The organism is Pseudomonas vranovensis (assembly GCF_040438935.1).
GTDB classification, from domain to species: domain Bacteria; phylum Pseudomonadota; class Gammaproteobacteria; order Pseudomonadales; family Pseudomonadaceae; genus Aquipseudomonas; species Aquipseudomonas vranovensis.
In genome coordinates this window covers 4,909,123-4,934,429 of the sequence record NZ_CP159259.1, presented here as the reverse complement: position 1 = coordinate 4,934,429, position 25,307 = coordinate 4,909,123, and the positions used below count along the sequence as shown (strand labels likewise).

Annotated in this window: 17 protein-coding genes; 4 read left to right on the top strand and 13 right to left on the bottom strand. The window is 54.6% G+C overall.

The window, feature by feature from the left end:
• Positions 1–169 precede the first annotated feature (169 nt).
• The gene (locus ABVN19_RS22785; protein ID WP_105641107.1) at positions 170–4,300 is read right to left on the bottom strand and encodes a HigA family addiction module antitoxin; all 4,131 of its coding nucleotides are present in this window, start codon (positions 4,298–4,300) and stop codon (positions 170–172) included.
• A gap of 332 nt (positions 4,301–4,632) precedes the next feature.
• Complete coding sequence (locus ABVN19_RS22780) at positions 4,633–5,814, bottom strand: Fic family protein (RefSeq protein WP_105641108.1); 1,182 nt, start codon at positions 5,812–5,814, stop codon at positions 4,633–4,635.
• A gap of 606 nt (positions 5,815–6,420) precedes the next feature.
• Between ABVN19_RS22780 and ABVN19_RS22775 the strand changes: the two genes are divergently transcribed.
• From ABVN19_RS22775 to ABVN19_RS22765, 3 genes are all read left to right on the top strand, one after another.
• Positions 6,421–8,217: an AAA family ATPase gene (locus tag ABVN19_RS22775; RefSeq protein ID WP_105641109.1), complete on the top strand. Its 1,797-nt coding sequence runs from the start codon at positions 6,421–6,423 to the stop codon at positions 8,215–8,217.
• A 14-nt stretch (positions 8,218–8,231) separates the two neighbouring features.
• Entirely contained in the window at positions 8,232–9,950 is a 1,719-nt protein-coding gene (locus ABVN19_RS22770) for a UvrD-helicase domain-containing protein (protein ID WP_105641110.1), read from the top strand.
• A gap of 338 nt (positions 9,951–10,288) precedes the next feature.
• Positions 10,289–10,534: a type II toxin-antitoxin system prevent-host-death family antitoxin gene (locus ABVN19_RS22765; protein WP_105641111.1), complete on the top strand. Its 246-nt coding sequence runs from the start codon at positions 10,289–10,291 to the stop codon at positions 10,532–10,534.
• A 136-nt stretch (positions 10,535–10,670) separates the two neighbouring features.
• Here the strand turns inward: ABVN19_RS22765 and ABVN19_RS22760 are convergent, their stop codons facing one another.
• Positions 10,671–10,955: a hypothetical protein gene (locus ABVN19_RS22760; RefSeq protein ID WP_158259215.1), complete on the bottom strand. Its 285-nt coding sequence runs from the start codon at positions 10,953–10,955 to the stop codon at positions 10,671–10,673.
• A gap of 103 nt (positions 10,956–11,058) precedes the next feature.
• Between ABVN19_RS22760 and ABVN19_RS22755 the strand changes: the two genes are divergently transcribed.
• Positions 11,059–11,946 (top strand): TniQ family protein, encoded by an 888-nt coding sequence (locus tag ABVN19_RS22755; RefSeq protein ID WP_146117308.1) that lies wholly within the window; start codon positions 11,059–11,061, stop codon positions 11,944–11,946.
• A gap of 1 nt (position 11,947) precedes the next feature.
• Here ABVN19_RS22755 and ABVN19_RS22750 read toward each other — a convergent pair whose 3' ends face one another.
• The 10 genes from ABVN19_RS22750 to atpG all read right to left on the bottom strand — a co-directional run bounded on the left by ABVN19_RS22750 (position 11,948) and on the right by atpG (position 25,268).
• The gene (locus ABVN19_RS22750; RefSeq protein WP_105641113.1) at positions 11,948–13,420 is read right to left on the bottom strand and encodes a TniQ family protein; all 1,473 of its coding nucleotides are present in this window, start codon (positions 13,418–13,420) and stop codon (positions 11,948–11,950) included.
• Positions 13,421–13,444: 24 nt separating this feature from the next.
• Positions 13,445–14,890, bottom strand: a complete 1,446-nt coding sequence (locus ABVN19_RS22745) for an ATP-binding protein (RefSeq protein ID WP_105641114.1) — start codon at positions 14,888–14,890, stop codon at positions 13,445–13,447.
• Entirely contained in the window at positions 14,883–17,054 is a 2,172-nt protein-coding gene (locus ABVN19_RS22740) for a Mu transposase C-terminal domain-containing protein (RefSeq protein ID WP_105641115.1), read from the bottom strand. Before ABVN19_RS22740 ends, ABVN19_RS22745 begins: the two co-directional genes overlap by 8 nt.
• Positions 17,047–17,898 (bottom strand): TnsA endonuclease N-terminal domain-containing protein, encoded by an 852-nt coding sequence (locus tag ABVN19_RS22735; protein ID WP_105641116.1) that lies wholly within the window; start codon positions 17,896–17,898, stop codon positions 17,047–17,049. Before ABVN19_RS22735 ends, ABVN19_RS22740 begins: the two co-directional genes overlap by 8 nt.
• A 317-nt stretch (positions 17,899–18,215) precedes the next feature.
• A complete protein-coding gene (gene glmS, locus ABVN19_RS22730) occupies positions 18,216–20,051 on the bottom strand; it encodes a glutamine--fructose-6-phosphate transaminase (isomerizing) (protein ID WP_105641117.1) in 1,836 nt (611 codons plus the stop codon).
• Positions 20,051–20,830: a DeoR family transcriptional regulator gene (locus ABVN19_RS22725; RefSeq protein WP_028942546.1), complete on the bottom strand. Its 780-nt coding sequence runs from the start codon at positions 20,828–20,830 to the stop codon at positions 20,051–20,053. The genes glmS and ABVN19_RS22725 overlap by 1 nt, the downstream gene beginning before the upstream one ends.
• A 217-nt stretch (positions 20,831–21,047) precedes the next feature.
• Entirely contained in the window at positions 21,048–22,415 is a 1,368-nt protein-coding gene (gene glmU / locus ABVN19_RS22720) for a bifunctional UDP-N-acetylglucosamine diphosphorylase/glucosamine-1-phosphate N-acetyltransferase GlmU (protein WP_028942547.1), read from the bottom strand.
• 124 nt (positions 22,416–22,539) lie between these two features.
• Entirely contained in the window at positions 22,540–22,959 is a 420-nt protein-coding gene (locus tag ABVN19_RS22715; RefSeq protein WP_028942548.1) for a F0F1 ATP synthase subunit epsilon, read from the bottom strand.
• Between the two features lie 44 nt (positions 22,960–23,003).
• Positions 23,004–24,380, bottom strand: coding sequence for a F0F1 ATP synthase subunit beta (gene atpD, locus ABVN19_RS22710; protein WP_028942549.1), 1,377 nt, complete (start codon positions 24,378–24,380; stop codon positions 23,004–23,006).
• A 27-nt stretch (positions 24,381–24,407) separates the two neighbouring features.
• On the bottom strand, positions 24,408–25,268 hold the full coding sequence (gene atpG, locus ABVN19_RS22705) for a F0F1 ATP synthase subunit gamma (RefSeq protein ID WP_028942550.1): 861 nt from the start codon (positions 25,266–25,268) through the stop codon (positions 24,408–24,410).
• Between the last annotated feature and the right edge of the window lie 39 nt (positions 25,269–25,307).

Genomic DNA, 25,307 nt, shown 5'->3' with positions numbered 1-25,307 from the left:
AACAAGGATATCTATTGTAAAAATCTATTGATCTCCGCCCTCCACGTTTCAGGCTTGAACGTGTAGGCCGGGGATGTCTATCGTACCGGGGTAGGAGGCTTCGTAGGCCCTAAGAAAGCAGGTACTATTCAATGGAAGAGACCCCATCAAAGCTAACAACAGCTAAATTTCATGGATGCAATCGACGACGGATGCCCGCTTCGGTGTCCTCCCGCGTTGCTTCATGAGTGTACGTTTTGGCAATTGCCATCAGCAGCTTCGAAGCAACAAACGGGTAAGAGAACTGTAGCGCCTGCCCCCAATCCCGATACTTTTCAGCTAGCTCGCGCTCTTGCTGACCACCGTCACCCCGCACGTGCACACCTCGCGAGTTGTAAATTCCCGTGTGCGCCCCTTCCATCAGGGGTTCGGACTGAATATCCTCCATCACCGCGCGCACCGACTCACAAGGCCATACCCCATCCTTGCCCTCCGGTGCGCGCGATAGAAGCTTGCCGATACAGATATCCGCAACGTCTGCACGACTCAGCTCGTTACATGACTGGCGAACGGCTTCGACCCACTTCGCAAGGCGCAACTGATCAACATCACCGCAAACATCCTGTCCTGGAAGGCGACCTAACGCTTCCAGCAGCCTGTATCCCCGCTTGGCCATATCACTTATGCGATCTAGCGGAACTTGGTAAGCCGCAGGGTCGGCTGCGCCATCCTTGCGTTTGTACATCCAACAAATAGCTTGAACATACAGATCAGGATGCATCTCTATGTACTGCTCAAGATACGGTATGTTCGAGCTTTCTCGCCTCGCCCAAGGCTGCCCCAAAACTTCGATATAGGCGAACTCCAAGCCCGCCTTCTGCTCGAGCGACAGGCTAGTACATTTACTCAATTGCTTGAACGCTTCCTCGACATAGTATGGTTCGAGCATGTACTGGCCAGGCAAATCTCTTCCGCCTTGAGCCATCTCCGACATCAACCGAAAAACTACCCTTGGGTCGACTTTGGATAACTCATAGCGAATACACGAAAATGCCGCCCTTGGCCTACTTGCCTTCAGCAAGCGCTCGACAGCCTCGTTTCGCTCAGACTCCGAGTCGCTCACCCAATCTGGCGATACTTCATTCCAGTACTGTGACTGGACATGCCCACTCAGGGTATCCACCAGGCTCCAAGTACTTTTGCCAAACGGTGCAAGTAGAAACAACCCCACCACAGCCTCTTCGGACAGGCCTGTAGCGGCGCTCGACAATATTCCGTTACGTTGGTCGTCATCTATTAGAGCTCGAATCGCACCACTGATAAGACTCTTGTGGGAGCGGGCCCCATCCCCGCCGGAGTGGTCTGCTTCAAGCGCAATGCGTAGCAGTTCCAGAAGCTCTGACTCGGACAAGACGACTCTGGCAGCAAGAGAACCAATAATCCATGGTGCATTCCCCCGTTCGGACAGCTCCAAAATCCCGGAGAGGCCGCGATGAGCAAAAACTTCGCGCAACGCTTCTCCCCTCAGCCGATTGATTCGCTCTTCGCGCTCAAGGTAATTGGAGCTATGAATATCCTCGAGCTCATCAGCAGACTCCTCCACCCGAGCATTGTTGAATAGCCACATATGCTTGTTCACTAGATCGCTAGGCTCTAGAGCGTCATAGGCGGACTTTCCTGCTGTGGCCAGAGCTGCCGCACCGCCACTCTTTTTCGCACGCAGAGCAGCACGTCGAGACAGTGTCGATACTCGAATCTTCTCGCGCATGACCGCCTTGTCAGCATCACTAGCTTGCGTTTTCGCCCAGCTTTCGACCAACGCCCATACACGGGCCTGGTCGTCATCACTCAATTCTTGCAATCGATTGACTAGGTCACAGAGCATTTCCAGCGAGAACTCAGGCCAATTCAAAGCGAGCTCAACCACCTCGCTCATGAACTCTCGAATTGGTTGCCACGTAGGGAGGGGCTCACCATACCCATAGCCATCGGCACGCCAGCGAGGCTTGTGACTGTAGTCACCGATGCGTTGCTGGGTTTCGAGCTCCGCCATGCAAATCCTCCAAACAACATCGGGGAATTTCGTGGCTAGCTGCTTCAGCAGATTCACACGTTGCTGAAGATTCGCCGCGGTCTGAGGCATCCATGCACTAAAAATTGCGCCGAGAGAATGCGCCGGCTTGTTGATCCAGTTGTCCTTGATCTCGATCTGCGCGAGCCGTGCAAGGATGGATGCGGCACGTGTCAGTGTCGCGGGATTCCAGGAAAGCCCCTCGAGCGCCCACAGTAACCCGGTGCGACTTGGGCTAGCGCCGAATACTCCGGGGCTCACTGGCCGCAGAAGCCCAAATACTGCTGGGCTGTCGGAACGTAGGTCTCGTTCTATAATCGAGAGGAACTCGTCAGGCGCCGCCTCTGCATATGTAGGCAGGTCACGGTCGTTCGCCTCTAGAACTCGCGTAGTTAAAGGAAGGCGTAGCAAGTCGCGAATGACTCGTATTACTTCAATTTCAATATCAAAACCAAAGCGCCCATTGAATACCTCCTCGCCGTGCACTGCGAGTAATACCAACGTTTCCGAGATTCCTTCTCGGAAAGTGCTGGAAAACTCACGCACCTTGCCATGATGCTGCGCCGTCCAGCGCTGCTCCTCATCAAAATCGAGCGCCGGATCATCTTCGCCTAGCACCATACGCGCCACATCGAAGTAACGAACTAAGTCAGCCTCCGTCACCCCGTGAGCAACGGCGAAAAGTAAGTCAAGCTTTGAAATCACCCCTCTGGCAGTCCCGATCGACCAGACCGGCGCATCGTTAAACTTGGCTAAGATCTGACAATCCTTCTCAAGCTCGTCATAAGGTCGATCTCCTGCGAGAAGCGACAGCCCCACTTTATCGGCATCATTCCGACTATCCCACGCTCCAACAAGTAGAAATGGAACAAGCTTCGTTGCCGTTTGTGGATCTGCAACCCACTCTGGCAACTGTACCGCCTGAACAGACGAAAGCCGCCGCCGTAGAACAGTTAGAGAGCGGCCGGAGGCCTTTGCAAGCCGGGTCATTTCATCCCGACTCTTACCCATACCTTCAAGCGCTGCATTGAAAGCCTGGTAACTGGCCGGCTCGAGTACCACACCTGGGGCCGTTATTACGGCGTTGCGAGGGTAAATCACGAACGAGTGTAAGGATTTTGCGTACGGAGCAAGCTCTCGCTCGACTTCACGTGAATATACGGCGGGGATAAAGGCCTGCTTGGCCGAGGCTAAGCGAGGTAGAACGCCAGGCTTGTCGAAGACCAAAACTCGGTCACGATATGAAGCTAATTCGCCACTTCCTTGATCACTGAGCAACTGGGCAAGGAACGCAAGCGCCTCTTCAGTCGAATCAGCTGCGATCACGAGAGGCTTATCAGGCGGGCTCGATAGGTACGAAGCTACGGCTCGTTTGGCGGATTCAATCGCTGACTCAAATAGGCTGCCTACCAGTGGTGGAGTCGAGACTTCTGCCCAGTCGGTCCAGCATTTGTCGAGCGAACGAACCTCTTGAGCAGGAATATTTGTTTCATTAGCGAACCATGCCTGACCAGGCAGCGACTGCTCTAGCCACTGCTCAATATCGCTCGCATCATACGCACGGACGTCCTTCCATAGCTTCAAAGCCTGCTTAGAATCGACCCAGGCTCCTTTTCCGGCCCAACGTCGAGGCGTGACAAAAATGAAGGTCATCTCCGCGCAGTCTGCCTTGCTGAGAGCTTTCACGCTCTTATCAAAGTCGCCATTCGCTTTCGCACGGGGGTCATCGTTGGTGCCAAATTCCCAACCAGAACAACCTTCCGGGATCCAAGGTGTGCCCTCGCCGGCCTCAACGAAACCGTCCCAACCAGGACGTTCAGCATCGTCATTACCTGGGAAGTCCACTTTTGTGAGCCCAATTCCTGTCGAGTGAACCAAGGTACGCAGGAACACTGCCAGGCGAGATCGCGCTTGGATGTTATGCGTAACCCAGTCTTCGAGGGCATTAGCTTTAATCGCTAAGAATGGTGGTACATACGTCTTCGCACTAGCAGGTGCCGTTTTCCTGCTGGCTTGCGCCGCCTCGTACTGCGACTGCATTTCCATTAAGTCCCTGAGCGGGTACTTAAACGCTTTCTCTAGCCGAGCTGCCATTTCAGCCGACAAGGCAGCCTTGCCATTGAGCAGGTTTGACAATGCGGGGCGTCCTACGCCCATTTGTGAAGCAGCCTTGGTCACTGACATCCCAGCCGGAATGACTTCTGCCTTAATCCGCAAGCCTGGATGAAGAACATCTGTAATGGATGCCATCGCTGAATCCTTCGAGCACTGAGAAAGAGAGATCTACCTTTCAGACAAGGTAGTGTATTGTGTATCGCTACGCAATACACTTTTTGAGATTGACCCCAGGAAGCCTTTCATAAAGCGCTCATTAGCTGGCACGCTTCAGCCGAAAGCAGTCGCTCTAGATAGACTGCTCTCGACTCAGAAAGTAGAGCTCAAAAGGGAGCAGGCTGAGGTCAGGGGGCGCGACGATTAAACCTGAGCGTATGACGTTCAAGGCCAACTGATTACCTAATGCCTCGATTGCTACATCAGTGCAGTAAAAAGCCCGGCCAATAGGCGGGTTTTGTAGTTCTGGGCTAAAACAGAGCGGGGAACAGGAACTCGATGGAGTGCCTGGAGAGCTTCAGCGATACCAGCGTACGCCCGTCCAGACTGATCAAGCCCTCGTCCGCCATCTGGCTGAGCAGATTACGGGTAGTGCGCTCGCTCATGCCCAACTTGGCATGGATTTCCGAACGTTGCATCGGGCCGTGGTAAAGCAGGTCGCGATAAACGTCGCGGGCTTCAATGCGTAGAAGTGGCAACTCCATGTTGGTGGTGGTTGGGAGCGTGCCACGCTTGCGCATCTCGAAGTAATAGTCGATACACTGGTTAAGCATGCGAGGTTCTAGGAGCGAGGTGAAGTAACTCACCTGCTCCAGGGCCGTCGCGATGAAATACTCGGTGAACTTGAGCAGCCCGCCGTCGGAAAGCTCGCCACGCCCGTCGAGATCTCCCTTACGGACGTGGTCGGCGGCGTTGAGCGCGGCATAGTACTCTTCGACCTTCTGGCCGAAGCCGCGGCTTAATGTCCAGAGGCCATAACCACCCAGACCGGCGGCGCGCAGGTACTGGTCGGTGAACAGGCGACCGGTGCGACCGTTGCCGTCCAAGAACGGGTGGATCCACATCAGACGGTGGTGAGCAGCTGCAGCAGCCAGAATTGGAGTCATCCCGTGGAGCCGATCTAGGCGGTACGCTCCTTCAAACCAATTCAGGTAGGAGCCAATGCTTTCAGCGGGCGGCGGAATGTGCTGGCCAACCCTCACTTCATGGGTGCGGAATTCGCCTGGGCTAAAGAGGGCGGTCTCTCCCTCGCCGTTGATCTTGGCGCGAATATGCTCCTCCGGCATGCCGACGTAGAGCTCGCGATGCATACGTGCGATCGACTCGCAGGTGCTGATTGCAACCTCATCGATTGGGTCGGTGGAAAGCCGGCGCTGGGCTTCAATGTGACATTTGATCTCCAGCAGATCCTCGGTGATGTTCTCGCCGTTCTGGATTTCCTCGGCGCGTAGCACGTCGACGGGCAGCATTGGGTTGCCCTCAATCTTGTTGCTATAGAACGAATTCACCTGACGCAGCAGGTGGATCATGGGGAGACGCAGCGGTTGAGGGATATTGGCATTCAGGGCAGCATCGAGCTGCGTGAGCTCGACCACGGCGTCCTGCAGGCCCCCTGGGGCTTTGTCTTGGGAGATGAACGGTGTTAATGCCATTTACCGACTATCTACTTTGTTCTACGCCATACATTTCGTGGCTTAAAGCAGTTCCAGTCAAATGATTTTACCGGTTCGATTGCCGGTAATGCAGCACTTCACGCCCAATCAACCCTATCCCGGATGGCAGCTTGCAGAGGATCTAGGCGAGGTCAACGGGTCCATAAAGTACGGGTCATAAACGACTGTTTTTGGCGGTTCTGTGACTACGAAGGTGACAAAGTGTAATGGTCAAATCCCGGTACGATCAGTGGTCAGGACGAATACAAACGGGTGGTCAAGTAGAGTGAAATTTCGCACCTAGCCGCTGCCACCAGTGGACGAGATCATCGTCGCCACAGGCTTCCGCCCCAATCTGCAGCTCCTGAGCGAACTGCGGCTGGCAATCGACCCAGCTACTCAAACCGACCAAACCTAGCAACGCGAAAGTGGCCGCTGCGAAAAATTTTGCACCCTTTGAGCCCAATCACATGGGGCGATGAGGCCCGATCACGCCCCCCTTGGACATTACTTGCCAACAATGTCCTATCTCGTCAGGCGCCTTCGTAAGTTATCGTCTACTTTAATGGCGGCCATCTGCTATGGCTTCGGACAGGGAGTAGGGTTATGCGGGTCGCACGGTTGTACGTAGAAAATTTTCGAGGCATCAAGCGTGCGGAGGTCATCCTGCCGAGGCATGCAGTCATCGTTGGCGATAACAACATCGGTAAGTCGACGCTACTCGAAGCGATCGACCTGGTCTTGGGGCCAGAGCGACTTTCTCGCCGACCAGTGATCGATGAGCACGATTTCTATGCCGGCGAATATGTCGACCCACAAGGAGAATCGGTCAACATCACTATCGAAGTCGTCATCACTGATCTCAATACTGACCAAGAAATGCGGTTCAGGGATCATTTGGAGTGGTGGGTTAACGGCACCGATGAATTGCTCGCGGGACCGCCGGCCGAGGGCACTGATGCCCAGCACGTGCAGTCATGCCTTCGCGTCGTGTTCACAGGAAGCTACGACGCAGACGAAGATGATTTCACAGGGGCCACGTACTTCTCGTCGCCGATGAAGCAAGATGGCTCGTATGACTTCTTCAAAACCTCGGACAAGCGTGTGTGTGGGTTCCTCTACCTTCGGACTGTCAGGACGGGCAGCCGTGCCTTGAGCCTGGAGCGGGGATCGCTCTTGGATATCATCCTGCGGTTACAGGAAGAAAAGAACTTTAAGATCTGGGAAGACCTCCTAGTCGAGCTGCGCGACCTTGAGGTGGCGGCGGATCCCGAGGGTGGAATCAATAACATACTCACAAAAGTGCAGGCTTCAATCCGCAGCTACATGCCGAGCGAAGGTAGCACTGATCCTCACATGCGGGTCACGCAGCTTACCCGGGAGTCATTACGCAGAGCTCTGACTGTCTTCATGGCCACCGGTGCCCGTCGAAGCGACGGAGCGGCTCATGCGGCGCCATTCCAGAACCAGGGCACCGGTACCATCAACATGATGGTGTTGGCCCTTTTGTCATTGATCGCCGAACTCAAGCAGAACGTCATCTTTGCGATGGAGGAACCAGAAATCGCGATTCCTCCGCATATACAGAAGCGAATCATCAACGGGGTGCGCAGCAAGTCTGCACAGGCGATTTTTACTTCGCATTCGCCCTACGTGCTCGAAGAGTTCGATCCCGCGCAGGTCATCGTAGTCAGTCGCGTTGAAGGGCAGCTCAACGCCAAACCCGCAGGCCTTCCCCCAGGCGTGAAGGCAAAAATGTATCGACAGGACATGCGGCTTCGCGTCTGTGAAGCTCTCCTGGCGCGACGAGTACTGATCGCCGAAGGCCGAACGGAATACGATGCTTGGCCGGCGGTAGCCCGTAAGCTCCATGAGGAGGACCCTGAAACCTTCATGCCACTTGAGGCTCTGGGCATTCCTATCATCGATGCGGCATCAGATTCCGTTATCGCGGCGATGGGCGCTTATTATCGGGCGCTGGGGAAAACGGTCTATGCCGTCTTCGATTTGCAGGCCCCTCTCCAGTTTGAGGCGATCAGGGCCGCAGTCGATTATCCCTATCAAGCGCCGGAAACAGGCTTTGAGAACATTGTGCTAAAGGGCACAGATGAACAAGTTCTGCGAAGCTATGTTGCATCCCTGCTTGAAAGCGGCTCATGGCCTACGGATCTCAGGGAAAGAGCCCCCGGACCTGAGGCCCCAAAAGATGAAATCGTTGCCATCCTCTCGCTCCTGCTGAAGCGCTGGAAGGGGGACGGCGCCGCCGCCAACCTACTTTGTACCGCAGCCAATCGACATCAATTGCCCCCATTTATCGTGGACACGCTTCGGAGCATCACGGCCACGGTTGTTCCTAAGGAGCCCGAGGTTCTTGAAGAAAACGATCTACCTAATATGGCCTGATCGGAGTGCTGTCGATGTTGGTACTTGATGATGCTCGAATGGAAGTGATCCAGTCACCCAGGAACCTGATTGTCATGGGTGGGCCAGGCTCCGGAAAAACCACCGTGGCACTGCTCAAAGCGGAGGAATTAATTGGCCGGAAGGTCCTGAAAGAGCACCAGCAAGTGCTTTTTCTCAGTTTTGCCAGGGCAACTGTTGCAAGGGTTGCAGAGCAGGCCGGGAAATTGCTCCCCAAGCTTGAGCGAGGGCGGCTGGAGGTCAACACCTACCATGGCTTTACGTGGAACCTGTTGCGCAGCCATGGCTACTTACTCCGGACAGGAAGGCCGCTGTCCCTACTTCCTCCGCCTGAAGCGGCAGCGCGTTTATCCACTCTTGGCGAGGATCAAATTGCCCAGGAAAAACTCAGGCTGCTCGAAGAAGAAGGACTCTTGCACTTCGACCTTTTCGCAAGCAACGCCGCCCTGCTGTTGGAAAGCAGCCAGGCTCTACGGCGAATCTATGGCGGCAGTTATCCCTTGATCATCCTGGATGAGTTCCAGGACACCAATGAAGACGAGTGGCGTTTCATTCGTGCTTTGACGCAACACAGTCAGGTGATGGCCCTGGCGGACCCGGAGCAGCGGATCTATGAGTTCCGCGGCGCTAACGCGCTTAGGATTCAGGAGTTCGAACAAGCGTTTCAACCCGCCTCGTTCACTTTTGGCATGCAGAACCACCGAAGCAGTGGTACCGACATCGTGCAGTTTGGCAACGATGTCCTCACGGGAGAAAACCGGGGTAAACGCTACGCCAATGTGACAGTGAAACCTTATATACCCCGCAGAGGGCAGCTCCACCTAGATTTCAAATATGCAGTGTTAGCAGCCCTCACTCGATTGAAACAGAGTGGAAACGACTGGTCGCTCACCATTTTGGTACCCAGTAAGAGTTTTATGGTGGAGGTCTCGGCCTACCTCTCGAGCACAGCAGATAGGCTTCCATCAATCACGCATGATGTTGCGTTCGATCAAGAAGCGGCGGCGCTCTCCGCAACTGCAATTGCTGCGTTGCTGGAGGGCGGGTCCACTACCTCTGAAGTCACCGAGAGACTCATAAGAAATCTGTGTGCGCACCTGCGAGGGAGAAAAGGAGAGAAACCGCCCACAAAGCCTCATCTGGAGCTGGTTGAAGCCTTGGAGGAAATGCAGAGAGGGCAACCACTGCGTCGAGTTCCACACAAGCGGGTTTTGGCTGCAGCCGAAGCCTTAGCAGCCCAGCGCCTTGAACTGCAGCTTACGGGAGATCCGCAGGTTGATTGGATTGCTGTGCGGCAGTTGCTGGATTCGAGCACAGACAAGGTGTTTACCCAAATTGGGAGTGATGGCCGGTATGTACGGTTGTTGGGAAAGGGCACTTTGCTTCGAAGCCGGCTGAACGAAATATGGCGATCTGCGGAAGGCTATCCAGGTGCTGAGGGCCTCGTGCGTGATGCGCTTCTTCAAGACCATTTCCAGGCGGCGACAAAAGACTGGAAGGGTATTCATCTAATGACGATGCACAAGTCAAAGGGCAAGGAGTTCACCGAAGTCATTTTGTACGAAGGGCTCATGAAAGGACGATTCGTTCAGGCTGACGCCAACGCTGATCGAGAGCGGCAGGCTCGTTTGGCCATGCGTGTGGCAGTGACTAGAGCAATGAAGAGAGCGACTATCCTCACGCCCCAGGGCAGAAATCGCAGTCCGTTGCTTTAACATCTTCGTAGACGTTTATGGAGTGATTTTGCCTAAACGAATCATAGGCCGACGGCCCCAGCGCAGGCACTCGCGGTTGATCGGAAAACCAGGCGCAGCCCGCAGAGTGCCCCATACTTCCATCATCGCTTTGGAAATCCACCCGACAGCGACCCAGTTACAGCCTACTGTGGTCCCTACGGGGAGGTGCCTATGACTATTCCCTTTTCACATTTCCAGACTTGGCATGAACCTTCCGTCGAACCGGGTACCTCGGAAGGTGAGGTAACCTTGATCGTCACTCTATTGTTTGAGGCCAATTCAGATCGGACGACAGCTATTTCGGCAAGGGGCTCGAGATGCATGTGCTTACCGTGAAACAAGCTAAAGAGAAACTCAAGCAAGCTATGGATGACGTTTGTCGTGACCACGAGCCTACAATCATCGTACGCAAGCGCGGGAAGCCCGTCGTATTACTGTCTTTAAGGGACTACAACGGACTCCAAGAAACGATGTATCTGCTGGGGTCGACTACCAATACCCAGCGTCTGAAGAGGTCTGTTGCTCAGCTTCGGTCCAGCCCTCCCTACTCAAGCGACATCTGAGTGAAAGTGCTCTGATAGAGGTTTGGTTGAAATGAAAATCACGGGCCGTGTAGAAATTGAAGCAGTGACTGACGTGCGTTGCGACGTATGCGAATGCTCAACCCGAACGGGGAGCGGCAATTTGGAATATGGGACGCTAGATGCGCATTGGGGCTACGGTGCGCTGCATGACGGTGAACGCTATGAGGTTCATCTCTGCGAAACCTGTTTTTTCGCTACCCTCGCTTACCTCAAGCAGGAGCGACGGACGGCGCACATGTTTCAGGATGACCCTCGAAGGACGGACGGCGATTTCGGGCTGGTCAGCGAGAATGATTTTTTTCGCGATGGGCGGTGACAAAAAGGCTTGCGCTGGCTCATGGGTCAATTTGGCATCGGCCTCAACAACCATCCAGCTGAATCGGTGCTGGCGCTCGTTCACAAATGCTCCTTGAGCAATGGGAAAACGATCGTGTCGTCAAGGATCCAGTATTATGGCCGGCTAACGCATGCGCTAACTGATAGGCCCGGAAGACGAAATATCAATGAAGATTTTCTCACCATTACCTGGAGAGTATGTGGCGTCGGCACTGCAGCGAGGGAATGAGATGCTAGGTATAAAAACTCTTTCACCTGCGGACTTCCGCATAATACCTATCCCTAGGAAAGGTTACGCGCGCACGGGGCTTGGGCAGAAATCGGAATACAGGAAGCATGCAGTCTTTCAATTCCCTTCCTTGTTTACTGAGCGAAAGATTACAGAAGAAATTTTGCAAAACCATACTTTATACCCTCTCACTGCAGCGCTAGGCCGCTCTACAACAAATACGATTGTAACTCCCACTACCTGGAAGAAAATTTGTCCCGATTGCGCATACGAAGATTTTGAAAATCTTGGAACAGCATACGTACATCGCAGCCATGTCCAAGCATCTGTTCAGGTTTGTAGCATCCATGGCTCTAACCTGATCACAACCTGCCCCGCATGCTCAACTCCGATTCAAAATCACGATATCACCAGCTTGGGGGTATGCAGTCAAAAATATAAAAATTCAATACGCCAGTTAAACTCGCCGAACCACTCGTACTCAATATTCATAGCAGAGCTTCTGAACTATAAAGGCGCTCCCGTCAAAAGGGATGACGCTCAATGGATAGTGGGGAAAAGCTTATATATAAAGTATTTCAATGAAATGTGCAGTGATGAGAACTACTCGTCTAAAATCATAACACGCGAGTTCGGCGCAAAAAGTATCAATTCAAACTACAGGACTGCTTCTGATCAAAGTTTCACAATCCAAGCCTTTCTCGGATGCGGGACCGCAGAAAGGTATTTGGACTTACTCACGAACAAAGCTGCCACTGCTCAGTTGCAAAAGGAAGTGAATGCTCTTGATCACGCTCGCCGACGGCGTAAGACGCTAACTGCATAGCTCACGCGGAGGAAAGAATGTTTAGCACCTCCTCTTCAGCTACATGAGACAGCCTAATACCAGCCAACCGGTATACGACGCTGATAGCGGTTCGCTCAGGCAAAAGATAATGCCTCACCGCCCACCTGATTTTACGAATTTGGTGATCATGATCAGAATCGAGCATATCGCTCATCAACAAGGTACTGATCGGGAATTTATCAGGCATCCTCAAAAAATCATGACGATGAGCCACCGCCCTGTCCAACGCGGCGCGCGTAACCTTTTGCGGCTTGCCCTGCGCAGACAGAATTTGATCCCTCGCAATCAGCAGATCTCGAGCAAGCTCCAAGTCTCTAGCGTTCCAGTCGACCAATCCTGGCCTTAGCCTGATGAAAGGATGTACTGACACATACTGCGCTAACCACTCCCTGTCATGGCAGTACAACCACTGATAGCCAGGCTTATCATGGCATTTAATTTTGGAACTGCTGGAAAACGTTGCCCGTCGCGCGTCAATTTCGCCAGCATCGACGTTGCTGCCAGTCTCTTTGCCCTTGAACGTATTTGCGCTGCGAATATCAGCTTGCGGACGGAAGGATTTGAGCTGCTCAAGGTCTATTTCGAGGAGCCAGCAAAGAAAGTAAAATTTTATTGGCTGCACGACCGCCCCGCGTGGACGCAAGACTCCGAATACCCAGTCGCAAGAGTGACTGACCTCCTGAAACTCTTGAGTGCGAGGGCTACAGAGAAGGCGTGGCGTCAGGAACCCCCTCAGCGCCTGTTCTCTAATCCGGCCAGACTTGAGAAACCCCATCTCATCCAGACGGTGCCTGAGGAAGTTCCCATCCAGTAGATTCATTACATCCGTAGGATGCTCGAGTCCCCAAAGCTGCATTTCACTCACGATATCAGCTGCGGGTTTGCCAGGAAGCTGCATGACTGGCGATCCCAATGCCTCTGCCGGAAGCAGCATGCAACGCCAGTCTGTTCCATCCGGAAACGTCATCCCGCGGAGCACATCTCTATGGTGGGGACAAGTGCAGGTGCCTATCGCCTGGTGAATACGATGCCAGTAGGCCGAGCCGCAAGCGTGAATGTCTTCCTCGACGCATCGTTTGCAGTACCTGAAGGACGCGTGCTTGAGGAAGCCAGAGGCTGTGATGCCCAAGCTCATCTTCAGACCTGTACCGGAGTTACCAGCCATGGAGATTCGCGCGGCTCCGTACTTCGCATCATCTACAAAGGGTTTGTAGAGCGGCAAAAGCGTGAAACGGTCGATTAACTCATCTACCGAATAAGCTGATGCTACCCGTTGCGACAGAGCCCCCAAGCAGCACGGCAGGATAGAGCCACAGGTTCTGGAATACGCACCGAACAGCTCCTGGCTTGTCCGGCGATAACTGTCGTTCGACGACAGTCTGTGATAACGGACCGCCAGGCTGTAGAGCGACTCATCTGGAAACGGTTGAGGAAAACAATGCAAGCGCTCCATTGATCTGGGCTCCCGCGATTCATGTCACCAGGCAGAGTCTCTATCCACCCAGCCACGCCGTTCAAGCTGAATCTGCACATCATCTCCTTCGGAAAAATGGGCGGTTGGAGCTGGATTATTGCCAACCGGAACTACCGGTTTACTAGTGGGCTCGGTAGCAGGCTTCTCGGCGTGTTCAACAGCTACAATCGCAGCCTGAGTGATCAGCGAAAGATGTGTTCTATCAGCACGGCGCGCCAGATCGTAATTCATCATCTGAGCGATCTGGTCCTTCGTGGGCATCATATCCTCGAAGTCTGCTATCTGCAGTGGATCACCGCTTCGTAACGCCTCAATTGGCTTATGAAGGAGCCTCATCTGAATGTCGTATACCTGCTGCAGAACCGTCGGTGTAATCGAGTCGATGCCCTCCCAGATTGCATGCCGCTGAACAAGCATTAGAAGCTTGGCTAGGAAATCCGTGTTTCCTTGGGTGAGGTCATAGATCTTGGAAAGGAGCTTCCCCGTCAACGGAACGGGAGCTTTGGTCCAGTCGTAAGCCCAAAGCTGGGACACCAAATGCACCCAAAACGGATCATCTTCGGTAAACCTGTCGAACGCGATCGGCCCCATTCCCGCCGCACGTCGGGCATTTCGCAAAACACCAGAAAACAGCGGAAGCATTGCGTTCGTGCCGACATAGACCAGTGGGATGCCAGCGTCATTTGATAGCGTAACGAAAAAGTTGAGCAGCTGTTCGCGGTCCAGTCCGCCCCGGGATGAACAAAGATGCTGCATCTCATCAATGATGAGGGCGCCGATGAAGTAGGTTTTGCACAGCTGACTGATGTTCTGCAGCATAACGCTGATGCTGCGGCCAGCAGCACCTCTGCTTGAATATTTCTCAATACCTAATGCAGCATCCAGCGACGAGAAAAATGCGGTGCAAAAGCCCCGCAGCGAGCCATCGTGCGGACACTCGATCTTCAGCCAGACCACCTGCGTCTCTATGAAGATTTGCTGGTTGTACCTACTGTGGCTAATCACCTGTGGATAAAGCTTGGCAATGGAGTTGAGCGCAGTCGTTTTTCCCATGCCGCTCAAACCGATCAGCGTCATGGTTTCCGCGGTGGACATAAACCCATGGCCTTTGATCTCAGCTGACGAAGGTAAGCGATGCCTGACGGTTGCCGCATGCAACGGGTTGCGCCCGGTATATCCATAGCGAATCAGCTGACTGAACAAATCCTCGAGCCGAAGGTGAATTTCAAACGGTACGACAACATCCTTTATCCTATTGATGCCATGACCACGAAGCTTCGGGTCCAGCGCCCGCTCCGCGTCATCAGGCCGTGCAGGAGCGTTTCCGATGCACCTAACGACATCAGCATCCGACAAAATCTTCGGGAGGCACTCTATCAGCGGATTACCATCGTATTGAGGCATGCCAGTCGGGACGTAGTCGGCAGGCGAAAAAATGAAATCATTCATGATTGGCCTCATTATCCGCATTGACGACTAACTTCAGGAAGGCAGCACTCCTAGCCGAGACAGGCTTCGCAGCTGCTGCCTTAGGAGTTTCTTCCGTAGATGATGAGTTATCCACAAGGCGAAGTTGATTTAGATCAGCGGTATGCAGGTCGCGCTCATTCTGAGTTTCTGTGGCACGCTTAGAACGCTTGTCACGCTTGAACTCAGCGTCTGATTTCGGATTCCCTTGGGCTTTGCGTTTGGCCTTCGCCCGGTTGATGATGTCCTCCTGGCGGCCTTGGAGGATTGCACCAGTGTTGGCATCTTCATAACGGTTATCAGGCGAGACCTGATTCAAGATCTTGATCATATCGAGGACCTCCTCCATACGAAGTCCTGCATATTTAGCCTGCTGCTGAGGCACAATGGTCAAGGGCTCGAAACCCGCTTCGGATTTTATCCAGCAATTCCCGATAGAGTTTGGGTCGTAAAAAACCGTGACGTATTTAGTTTTAAAGTTGTGAGAGCGCTCCAACCATTGTGAACGAACGGCCGTCCCGCAGGTGTACTGCACGCCGTGAAAATTGATACCGCCTCGCCCGATGCGGCACTCTTGCGAGGGCAGCAATGCAATCTTCAGTTCCGCAGGTGACACGACTTTTGAGTTCAGAAGATTGTTCGCCATAGACCAATTCCACATAGCTATTGGGGTAGGCTGCACCTCCGCGGCGATCATGTCACGACTTAGGAGATCAGGAACCCGAAGGGTCTGGTTGTGAGCTAGGACACCGGCAATCACCATCTCAGTAAACTCATCAATATCGAAGATCGCGTCGAGCTGATAGTCACGATCACCACGTTCCAATTTCCGAGCATCCACGCCACCTGGAATGAACTTCAGATCCAGCTTTTCGTTGATCAGCCGAAACCGGCTCTCGATGATACTTTTCCAATCCGGTCGAAACGGCGGCAAAATCTTCAAAGAAGTGCCAACAGTTTTGGTCATTGTCTCCCCAGCACCACTAAGGAGCTCGGCGCGATCAGCGACAATTTCGACTGGTAGATGAGAGCATGGCCAATCAGCTTCTTCGATATCAATGTTATAGCGCTTACAAAACTCTTTTTTAGGCGTACAGGCATTATAAATGGCATGCCTAGCGCCATTCCAACTGGGTCCTTCAAGACCGACATGAACACCTACGATCATTCTTGTGAATGTGTCCACCACAACGTAAAGCACTGGCCTGCCGATCAGCCATAGCCTGTTAACGCGATGCACCAAATACACATCAGCAATTGTTGAATCAATTTCATACCGATGCCCAGCACCGATTAGCCGCTGCGACGCTGATCCTATTAGTGCACGATAGTCTTTATTGTAGCGAATCGCGCCATCACGTTTATTCAACTTATAGAGATCATCAAAGAATAATTTTCCATAATGTATCAGTTGATTAAGAGAAGGGTAGCTGTTTTTCACAACATTCCCTTTTGAACCATCTGATTTAATCGACCTGTAAAACTTATTAAGCATCCACTCGTGACATTTCCTTATTCTCCCGCATTTACCACTAGCATAACGCCCGTAAGCCAAGCGAATATGGGCTAGGTGTCGCGATTCGAGAAGAATTGCGCCACCGTCATCCACAACTATGCCGCGATATTTGAGCGGTCGACCAGGAACGATACCAGAGGCACGACTTTTTTGTTTTCCAGGACCTCCACACGCACTGGTGTTCCATAAAAATGCGTTACGAGTCTGCCCCATGCTCCAATAGCGATAGAGAAGTCGATAAATTTGCTTACGGTCAACGCCTGTCACCATTGCATGACTCGCAACGAGAGCACCGAAATTAGACGTCAATATATCGAGCGGGGCGTGATTCTCTACCAGACCGCGTACCAGTTCCCAGTTCTTGTCTCGGCTTTTTTTTTCATTCTCGCTAATCTCGTCGTCACTTCGAAGCAAGTGCATTGGGACCATTTCAGGATTGATCACCGCTGCCCCATTATCGATTTCCTCGACAAAGAGTGAACTTTCAATCCGCCATGGCTTAGTCGGATTTGTCCCCAACTCGATGACTAAAACAAAATCATCCTTTATGCCTAAAACTCTGACTGACTTCGTCAGTAGCACAGAGTCCTCACCTGGAGAAACAATGCAGTTAACTCCCAGACTAAGCATGACGAGGTACCTCGAATGTTTGTGTAACGGGGATGGGTAATTCTCTGACCCGAACGCGCAAAGGCTCAGATAAGCTTATCACCCTAGCGGTGAGGTCCGCCTCCAGCCTCCCCGTCCAGAGAAGATGGTGGAAGAGGCGTTTAACGCCCATATATTCAATAAATATTGCCTTTGATGCTTTTTCTAACAGAGCTCTGAGAGGTAGTTGATCAGTCTTAGACCCTGCTATGTACTCGATTAGGCTATTTATGTTCTTATCCGTAGGCAACGAAGGATGGATGATCGCATAAGTCCTAAGGATGACGAGATTTGCTATTTTGACTTGCGAGAGATTTTCATGGAGAACTAGTTTCCATTCGACCTTCCTCAAAGCCCAGTATTTCGCTTCGATTTCAAACTTTTCCGCCATCCGATTCTGCTCCCTGATACCGGCTTCCTCGAACTCCTTCCGATATTTTACTGAGCGCGCAGCCAGCCTTTCTTCGCCCGATGAATCGATGAAAGTGATAAGGAAATCAGTGGTCATAACAACAGGGACCTGAGTACCTGGGTACACCGGATGACGGTAATTTAGGCTCGAGGCGATCGCCTGGGTCTCAGCCTGTGTTAGCAGCGGGAACTGCTCACGAATGTCGATGATGGAAGGATCCTGCTCGAGGATCAGGTGATAGTCGCGCTCCGCGTTGGAAAGCAGGTGATGAGTGCGATGAAATTTCACTCCCGGTACGAGGTGTGATACCCCACGCGATTGAATATCCCAAATTTTGATCCAAGGCTTATAGGCCTCCCTTACGCCAGATCCGCAGCCCGATTTGATTTTTTTATCAATTTTTCTCTGGGTCATCAGTCTCGGGGCAGCTGGTTTCGCCTGTGAAGCGGCTACAGATGTCATTTCACGAGTCGCTCATCGTTGGTCGACCCACTCGATCAGAACGGCACAGGACGCTTGTGGCGTGGGGAAAATCAGGAGCGGGCTCAGCCGGGATAGCAGTCACATTGGTCCAAAAAGTATTGTGATCGTTACATCAAAGGACTGGCGTCTAGCCCGACAAACGGCCGGGCTAGAGCCTTGTGACAACCTTTATTAACTTGTGACAACCTTTATTCTTTTGTGACAACCTTTATTCTTTCAAAACAGTTTTGGTTCGAACGCAGTAACGGCTATTCCACAGTCACCGATTTGGCCAGGTTGCGCGGCTGGTCAACATCGGTGCCCTTGAGCACGGCTACGTAGTACGACAGCAGTTGCAGCGGGATGGTGTAGAGGATCGGCGCCAGCGCATCGATGATGTGCGGTACGGCGATTACGTGGGTGCCTTCACCGTTGCTCATGCCAGCCTGTGCATCCGCGAACACGATCAGCTCGCCTCCACGGGCACGTACTTCCTGCAGGTTGGACTTGAGCTTCTCCAGCAGTTCGTTGTTCGGCGCCACGGTTACGACCGGCATGTCGCTGTCCACCAGGGCCAGCGGGCCATGCTTGAGCTCTCCGGCAGGATAGGCTTCGGCGTGGATGTAGGAGATTTCCTTGAGCTTCAGGGCACCTTCCATTGCCACCGGGAACTGAGCGCCACGGCCGAGGAACAGGGTGTGGTGCTTGTCGGCGAACAGCTCGGCGGTTTTCTCGACGATTGCATCCATCGCCAGGGCTTCACCCAGACGGGCCGGCAGGCGACGCAATTCTTCGACCAGTTCGGCTTCGACACCGGCTTCCAGGGTGCCACGCACTTGGCCCAGGGACAGGGTCAGCAGCATCAGCGACACCAGCTGGGTGGTGAATGCCTTGGTCGACGCCACACCGATTTCCGGCCCGGCCTGGGTCAGCAGGGTCAGGTCGGACTCACGCACCAGCGAGCTGATACCGACGTTGCAGATCGCCAGGCTACCGAGGAAACCCAGCTCCTTGGCATTGCGCAGCGCGGCCAGGGTGTCTGCGGTTTCACCAGACTGCGAGATCGAGACAAACAGGGTGTCGGGCTGTACCACGACCTTGCGGTAGCGGAACTCGCTGGCGACTTCGACCTGGCAAGGAATACCTGCCAGGCTTTCCAGCCAGTAACGGGCAACCATGCCGGCGTGGTAGCTGGTGCCGCAGGCGACGATCTGTACATTGCGCACCTTGGCAAACAGCTCGGCGGCTTGCGGACCGAACGCCTGGACCAGCACATGATCCTTGCCCAGACGGCCTTCCAGGGTGCGTTGCACCACAGTTGGCTGCTCGTGGATTTCCTTGAGCATGAAGTGGCGGTATTCACCTTTGTCGGCTGCTTCCGCACCTTCGTGATACTGCACGGTTTCACGCTGGACCTGAGCACCGGCTACATCCCAGATGGTGACCTGGTCGCGGCGGATTTCGGCGATGTCGCCTTCTTCCAGGTACATGAAGCGGTCGGTGACCTGGCGCAGGGCCAGTTGGTCGGAGGCCAGGAAGTTCTCGCCATGGCCAAGGCCGATCACCAGCGGGCTGCCGCTACGGGCGGCCAGCAGGCGGTCAGGCTGATGCGCGCTGATCACAGCCAGGCCGTAGGCGCCATGCAGCTGCGTGACTGCAGACTTCAGGGCATCGGCCAGGTTCGGCACGGTTTTCAAGGTGTTGTGCAGCAGGTGGACGATGACTTCGGTGTCGGTCTGGGAGCTGAACACATAGCCCAGGCCCTTGAGCTGCTCGCGCAGTTCTTCATGGTTCTCGATGATACCGTTGTGCACCACCGCCAGCTCCTGACCGGAGAAATGCGGGTGAGCATTCCCTTCGGTCGGTGCACCGTGAGTTGCCCAGCGGGTGTGGGCAATGCCCAGGTTGCCGACCAGCGGCTCAGCGGCAACGGCCGCTTCCAGTTCGCTGACCTTGCCGATTCTACGACGGCGCTCCAGGTTGCCCTGCTGGGTATAGACGGCCAATCCAGCGCTGTCGTAGCCACGGTATTCAAGGCGCTTGAGGCCTTCGATCAGAATGGTAGTGATATTACGTTCGGCGACGGCACCAACGATTCCACACATTATTCATGCTCCTTGGAGAGTGCGGCGCAAATCACATGGATGCCGCGGGCTTCAATCTGTTCGCGTGCCTCAAGGGACAAGCGCTCATCGGTAATAAGGGTGTTCAGACTGCCCCAGGGCAGCTCGAGGTTGGGGATCTTGCGCCCGACCTTGTCTGACTCGACCATCACGATCACTTCTCGCGCCACCTCGGCCATGACCCGGCTCAGGCCCAGCAACTCGTTGAAGGTTGTAGTCCCACGGGCCAAGTCGATGCCATCGGCGCCAATGAACAACTGGTCGAAATCGTAGGAGCGTAGTACCTGCTCGGCAACCTGACCCTGGAAGGATTCGGAATGCGGGTCCCAGGTCCCCCCGGTCATCAATAGCACCGGCTCATGCTCCAACTCGCTCAGGGCACGGGCCACATTCAGGGAGTTGGTCATCACCACCAGGCCAGGCTGATGGCCGAGTTCGGGAATCATTGCCGCTGTGGTGCTGCCGCTGTCGATGATGATCCGCGCGTGTTCGCGGATACGCCCAACTGCAGCCTTGGCAATGGCCTGCTTGTAGAGGGAGACAGGCTGGCCCTGATCGGCAATCAGCTCCTGAGGCAGGGTCACCGCTCCCCCGTAGCGACGCAGCAGCAGACCGTTGGCCTCCAGGGCCGCTAGGTCCTTGCGGATGGTCACTTCCGAGGTTTCGAAACGTTTGGCCAAGGCGTCGACACTCACCTCGCCCTGTTCATTGAGCAAGGCAAGAATGTTGTGTCGGCGTTGGGGGGTGTTTCGTTTCGACATGGTGTCTTTAAGTTTCGTTTCGAAAGATAACGATGCCAATCAAAACCTAAAGAAGGATATGCGTCAAGCGGGCAGACGAAAAAATCGAGTGTGGATAACTCACTCGAAGGCCAAGCCGGCGCCTACCTGCGGGCTCGAACCGCAATGTATCCACAAAAAATAAAAAGGCCGACTTATGCACAATCCAGTCGGCCTTTCTTCACGGCTATGGATAACGTCAGCTCTTCTTGATTTTCTCCGGCCGCTTCCAGCCGTCGATGTTGCGTTGACGTGCACGCCCCACTGCCAGCTGGCTGGCTTCCACATTCTGGGTGATGGTGGAACCGGCTGCGGTGGTAGCCCCGGCACCGATATCCACAGGCGCCACCAGCGAACTGTTGGAACCAATGAACACATCCTCACCCAGGATGGTCTTGAACTTGTTCGCGCCGTCGTAGTTGCAGGTGATGGTGCCGGCACCGATGTTGGAACGTGCGCCGATCTCGGCGTCGCCCAGGTAGGACAAGTGGCCAGCCTTTGCGCCTTCACCGAGGTGAGCGTTCTTCAGTTCGACAAAGTTACCCACATGGGCACGGGCATCCAGCACACTGCCCGGACGCAAGCGGGCGAACGGGCCTGCGTCGCTGCCTTCACCCATGATCGCGCCTTCGAGGTGGCTGTTGGCTTTGACGATCGCACCTTTGCGCAACGTGGTGTTCTTGATCACGCAGTTCGGACCGATCACCACGTCGTCTTCGATGACCACACGGCCTTCGAGAATCACGTTGATGTCGATCAGCACATCACGGCCGACAGTTACTTCACCACGTACATCGAAACGCGCCGGGTCGCGCAGGGTCACGCCCTGGGCCATCAGGCGGCGGCCTTCACGCAGCTGGTAGTGACGCTCCAGTTCAGCCAATTGGCGACGGTCGTTGGCGCCCTGCACTTCCATCGCGTCCAGCGGCTGTTCGGTGGCAACCACCAGGCCATCGGCAACGGCCATGGCAATCACGTCGGTGAGGTAATACTCGCCCTGGGCGTTGTTGTTCGACAGACGGCCCAGCCATTCGGCCAAACGTGCACCTGGAACAGCCAGGATGCCGGTGTTGCCTTCCTTGATGGCTTTCTGTGCCTCGTTTGCGTCTTTGTGCTCGACAATAGCTGCCACCTGGCCCTGGGCATCGCGCACGATACGACCGTAGCCGGTAGGATCATCAAGGGTGACGGTCAGCAGGCCCAATTGCTCAGGGGTTACTTTGGCCAGCAGGCGCTTGAGGGTATCCACCTCGATAAGCGGTACATCGCCATAAAGGATCAGCACGGTGTCGGCATTCAGTGCCGGCAGGGCTTGGGCGACGGCGTGGCCTGTACCCAGTTGTTTGTCTTGCAGGACGAAATTCAGATCGTCGGCGGCCAGGCGCTCACGAACAAGCTCCGCGCCGTGCCCGATAACCACGTGAATACCCTGTGGCTCAAGCTGGCGGGCGCTGTGGATAACATGGCCGAGCATGGAATTGCCGGCGACCGGGTGCAGGACCTTGGGCAGCGCCGAACGCATGCGGGTGCCTTGGCCGGCGGCGAGAATAACGATATCGAGGGACATTGACTGGCTACCAATCCTGGGTGGTCAGCGATGTGACCAAAAGAAGAAAACGCAGAAAAAGAAAAAGGGTAGCCGAGGCTACCCTTTAACTCAATCGCATCACAAGTGATTGGCCGTGGCCAGATTACTTGCCTTTGCGCATTTGCTGGACGGTACGCAGCTGAGCTGCGGCCTCGGCCAGACGTGCGGCGGCGGCGCCGTAGTCGAACTCCGCGCCTTTTTCGTTCAGGGCGTTCTCAGCAGCCTTGAGGGCATCCTGAGCCTGGGCTTCGTCCAGGTCGGCAGCACGTTGCACGGTATCGGCAAGCACCTTGACCATGTTCGGCTGGACCTCGAGGAAACCACCAGAGATGTAGAACACCTCTTGGGCGCCACCCTGCTTGGTCAGCGTGATAGGACCTGGCTTCAGATTAGTGATCAGCGGCGCGTGGCCTGGAGCGATACCAAGATCACCCAGGTTACCGTGCGCAACCACCATCTCGACCAGACCGGAGAAAATCTCTCCTTCTGCGCTGACGATATCGCAATGGACTGTCATAGCCATCTGCTTGCCTCAACCTGATTAGCGCCCCTTTCGGGGCGCCGGGATTACAGTTTCTTGGCTTTCTCGACCGCTTCTTCGATGCCGCCGACCATGTAGAACGCTTGTTCTGGCAGGTGGTCGTAGTCACCTTTGAGGATGCCGCTGAAGCCAGCAATGGTGTCCTTCAGGGAAACGTATTTGCCTGGGGAACCGGTGAAGACTTCTGCCACGAAGAACGGCTGGGACAGGAAACGCTGGATCTTACGAGCGCGGGATACCAGTTGCTTGTCGGATTCGGACAGTTCGTCCATACCCAGGATCGCAATGATGTCTTTCAGCTCTTTGTAGCGCTGCAGCACGTACTGAACGCCGCGAGCGGTGTCGTAGTGCTCATTGCCGATCACGTTCGGGTCCAGCTGACGCGAAGTCGAGTCCAGTGGATCGACCGCTGGGTAGATACCCAGGGAGGCGATGTCACGGGACAGTACGACGGTGGCGTCCAAGTGGGCGAAGGTGGTTGCTGGCGACGGGTCGGTCAGGTCGTCCGCAGGTACGTATACGGCCTGGATCGAGGTGATCGAGCCTTCCTTGGTCGAAGTGATACGCTCTTGCAGAACGCCCATCTCTTCAGCCAGGGTCGGCTGGTAACCTACTGCCGAAGGCATACGGCCCAGCAGTGCGGATACTTCGGTACCGGCCAGGGTGTAACGATAGATGTTGTCGACGAACAGCAGAACGTCGTTACCTTCGTCACGGAACTTCTCGGCCATGGTCAGGCCGGTCAGCGCTACGCGCAGACGGTTTCCTGGTGGCTCGTTCATTTGGCCGTAAACCAGAGCAACCTTGTCCAGTACGTTGGAATCCTTCATCTCGTGGTAGAAGTCGTTACCCTCACGAGTACGCTCACCCACACCGGCGAACACGGAATAACCGCTGTGCTCGATGGCGATGTTACGGATCAGTTCCATCATGTTTACGGTCTTGCCTACACCGGCACCACCGAACAGACCAACCTTACCGCCCTTGGCGAACGGGCAAACCAGGTCGATAACCTTGATGCCGGTTTCGAGCAGGTCGTTGCCGCCTGCCTGGTCAGCGAAGGAAGGCGCTTGGCGGTGAATGCCCCAGCGCTCTTCTTCGCCGATCGGACCAGCTTCGTCGATCGGGTTGCCCAGGACGTCCATGATACGGCCCAGGGTCGCTTTACCGACCGGTACCGAGATAGGAGCCTTGGTGTCGACGACGTCCAGACCGCGCTTCAAGCCTTCGGTCGAACCCATCGCAATGGAACGAACTACGCCGTCGCCCAGCTGCTGCTGAACTTCCAGAGTAGTTTCCGCGCCTTGTACTTTCAGCGCGCTATAGACATTCGGAACGCTGTCACGTGGGAATTCCACGTCGATGACGGCGCCGATGATTTGAACGATACGTCCGCTACTCATAGCTGGATCCTCTGAATATTTGAACCGTTAAACCGCGGCAGCGCCGCCGACGATTTCCGAGATCTCTTGGGTGATCGCAGCCTGACGCGCCTTGTTGTAGATCAGCTGCAATTCGCTGATCAGATCACCGGCGTTGTCGGTGGCGTTCTTCATTGCGATCATCCGGGCAGCTTGTTCAGCTGCGTTGTTCTCGACCACCGCCTGGTAGACCTGCGACTCCACGTAACGCACCATCAGGCCGTCCAGCAGCTCTTTGGCGTCAGGTTCGTAGAGGTAGTCCCAGTGGTGCTTGAGTTCTTGATCCGGGGTTGCAACCAACGGAATCAACTGCTCGACCGTTGGGGTTTGCGTCATGGTATTGATGAACTTGTTCGATACCACGGACAGACGATCGATACGACCATCCAGGTAAGCGTCCAGCATGACCTTGACGCTGCCGATCAGATCATTGATCGACGGCTCTTCGCCCAGGTGGCTGATCGCTGCAACGACGTTACCGCCGAAGCTGCGGAAAAACGCCGCACCCTTGCTGCCAACCACGCAAAGATCGATCTCGATACCTTGCTCGCGGTTGACCGCCATGTCCTTGACCAGGGCCTTGAACAGGTTGGTGTTCAAGCCACCGCACAGACCACGGTCACTGCTCACGACGACATAACCAACGCGCTTTACAGGGCGGTCGATCATGAACGGGTGACGGTATTCCGGGTTGGCGTTGGCCAGATGACCAATAACCTGGCGGATACGCTCCGCATAAGGACGGCTAGCAGCCATGCGCATTTGAGCCTTGCGCATCTTGCTGACCGCCACTTTTTCCATGGCGCTGGTAATTTTTTGCGTGCTTTTGATGCTCGCAATCTTACTGCGAATCTCTTTTGCGCCTGCCATGTAACACCTATCAGGTTAGCAAGCGGGGGCTGCAAAGCC

Bases quoted from the DNA above. Each gene is read 5' to 3' on its own strand.
- ABVN19_RS22775 (WP_105641109.1), top strand. From the start codon at position 6,421: ATGCGGGTCGCACGGTTGTACGTAGAAAATTTTCGAGGCATCAAGCGT.
- ABVN19_RS22735 (WP_105641116.1), bottom strand. From the start codon at position 17,898: ATGACCCAGAGAAAAATTGATAAAAAAATCAAATCGGGCTGCGGATCT.
- atpG (WP_028942550.1), bottom strand. From the start codon at position 25,268: ATGGCAGGCGCAAAAGAGATTCGCAGTAAGATTGCGAGCATCAAAAGC.
- ABVN19_RS22715 (WP_028942548.1), bottom strand. From the start codon at position 22,959: ATGGCTATGACAGTCCATTGCGATATCGTCAGCGCAGAAGGAGAGATT.
- glmS (WP_105641117.1), bottom strand. From the start codon at position 20,051: ATGTGTGGAATCGTTGGTGCCGTCGCCGAACGTAATATCACTACCATT.
- ABVN19_RS22765 (WP_105641111.1), top strand. From the start codon at position 10,289: ATGCATGTGCTTACCGTGAAACAAGCTAAAGAGAAACTCAAGCAAGCT.
- ABVN19_RS22755 (WP_146117308.1), top strand. From the start codon at position 11,059: ATGAAGATTTTCTCACCATTACCTGGAGAGTATGTGGCGTCGGCACTG.
- glmU (WP_028942547.1), bottom strand. From the start codon at position 22,415: ATGTCCCTCGATATCGTTATTCTCGCCGCCGGCCAAGGCACCCGCATG.
- ABVN19_RS22750 (WP_105641113.1), bottom strand. From the start codon at position 13,420: ATGGAGCGCTTGCATTGTTTTCCTCAACCGTTTCCAGATGAGTCGCTC.
- ABVN19_RS22785 (WP_105641107.1), bottom strand. From the start codon at position 4,300: ATGGCATCCATTACAGATGTTCTTCATCCAGGCTTGCGGATTAAGGCA.
- ABVN19_RS22780 (WP_105641108.1), bottom strand. From the start codon at position 5,814: ATGGCATTAACACCGTTCATCTCCCAAGACAAAGCCCCAGGGGGCCTG.
- ABVN19_RS22740 (WP_105641115.1), bottom strand. From the start codon at position 17,054: ATGCTTAGTCTGGGAGTTAACTGCATTGTTTCTCCAGGTGAGGACTCT.
- atpD (WP_028942549.1), bottom strand. From the start codon at position 24,380: ATGAGTAGCGGACGTATCGTTCAAATCATCGGCGCCGTCATCGACGTG.
- ABVN19_RS22770 (WP_105641110.1), top strand. From the start codon at position 8,232: ATGTTGGTACTTGATGATGCTCGAATGGAAGTGATCCAGTCACCCAGG.
- ABVN19_RS22745 (WP_105641114.1), bottom strand. From the start codon at position 14,890: ATGAATGATTTCATTTTTTCGCCTGCCGACTACGTCCCGACTGGCATG.
- ABVN19_RS22725 (WP_028942546.1), bottom strand. From the start codon at position 20,830: ATGTCGAAACGAAACACCCCCCAACGCCGACACAACATTCTTGCCTTG.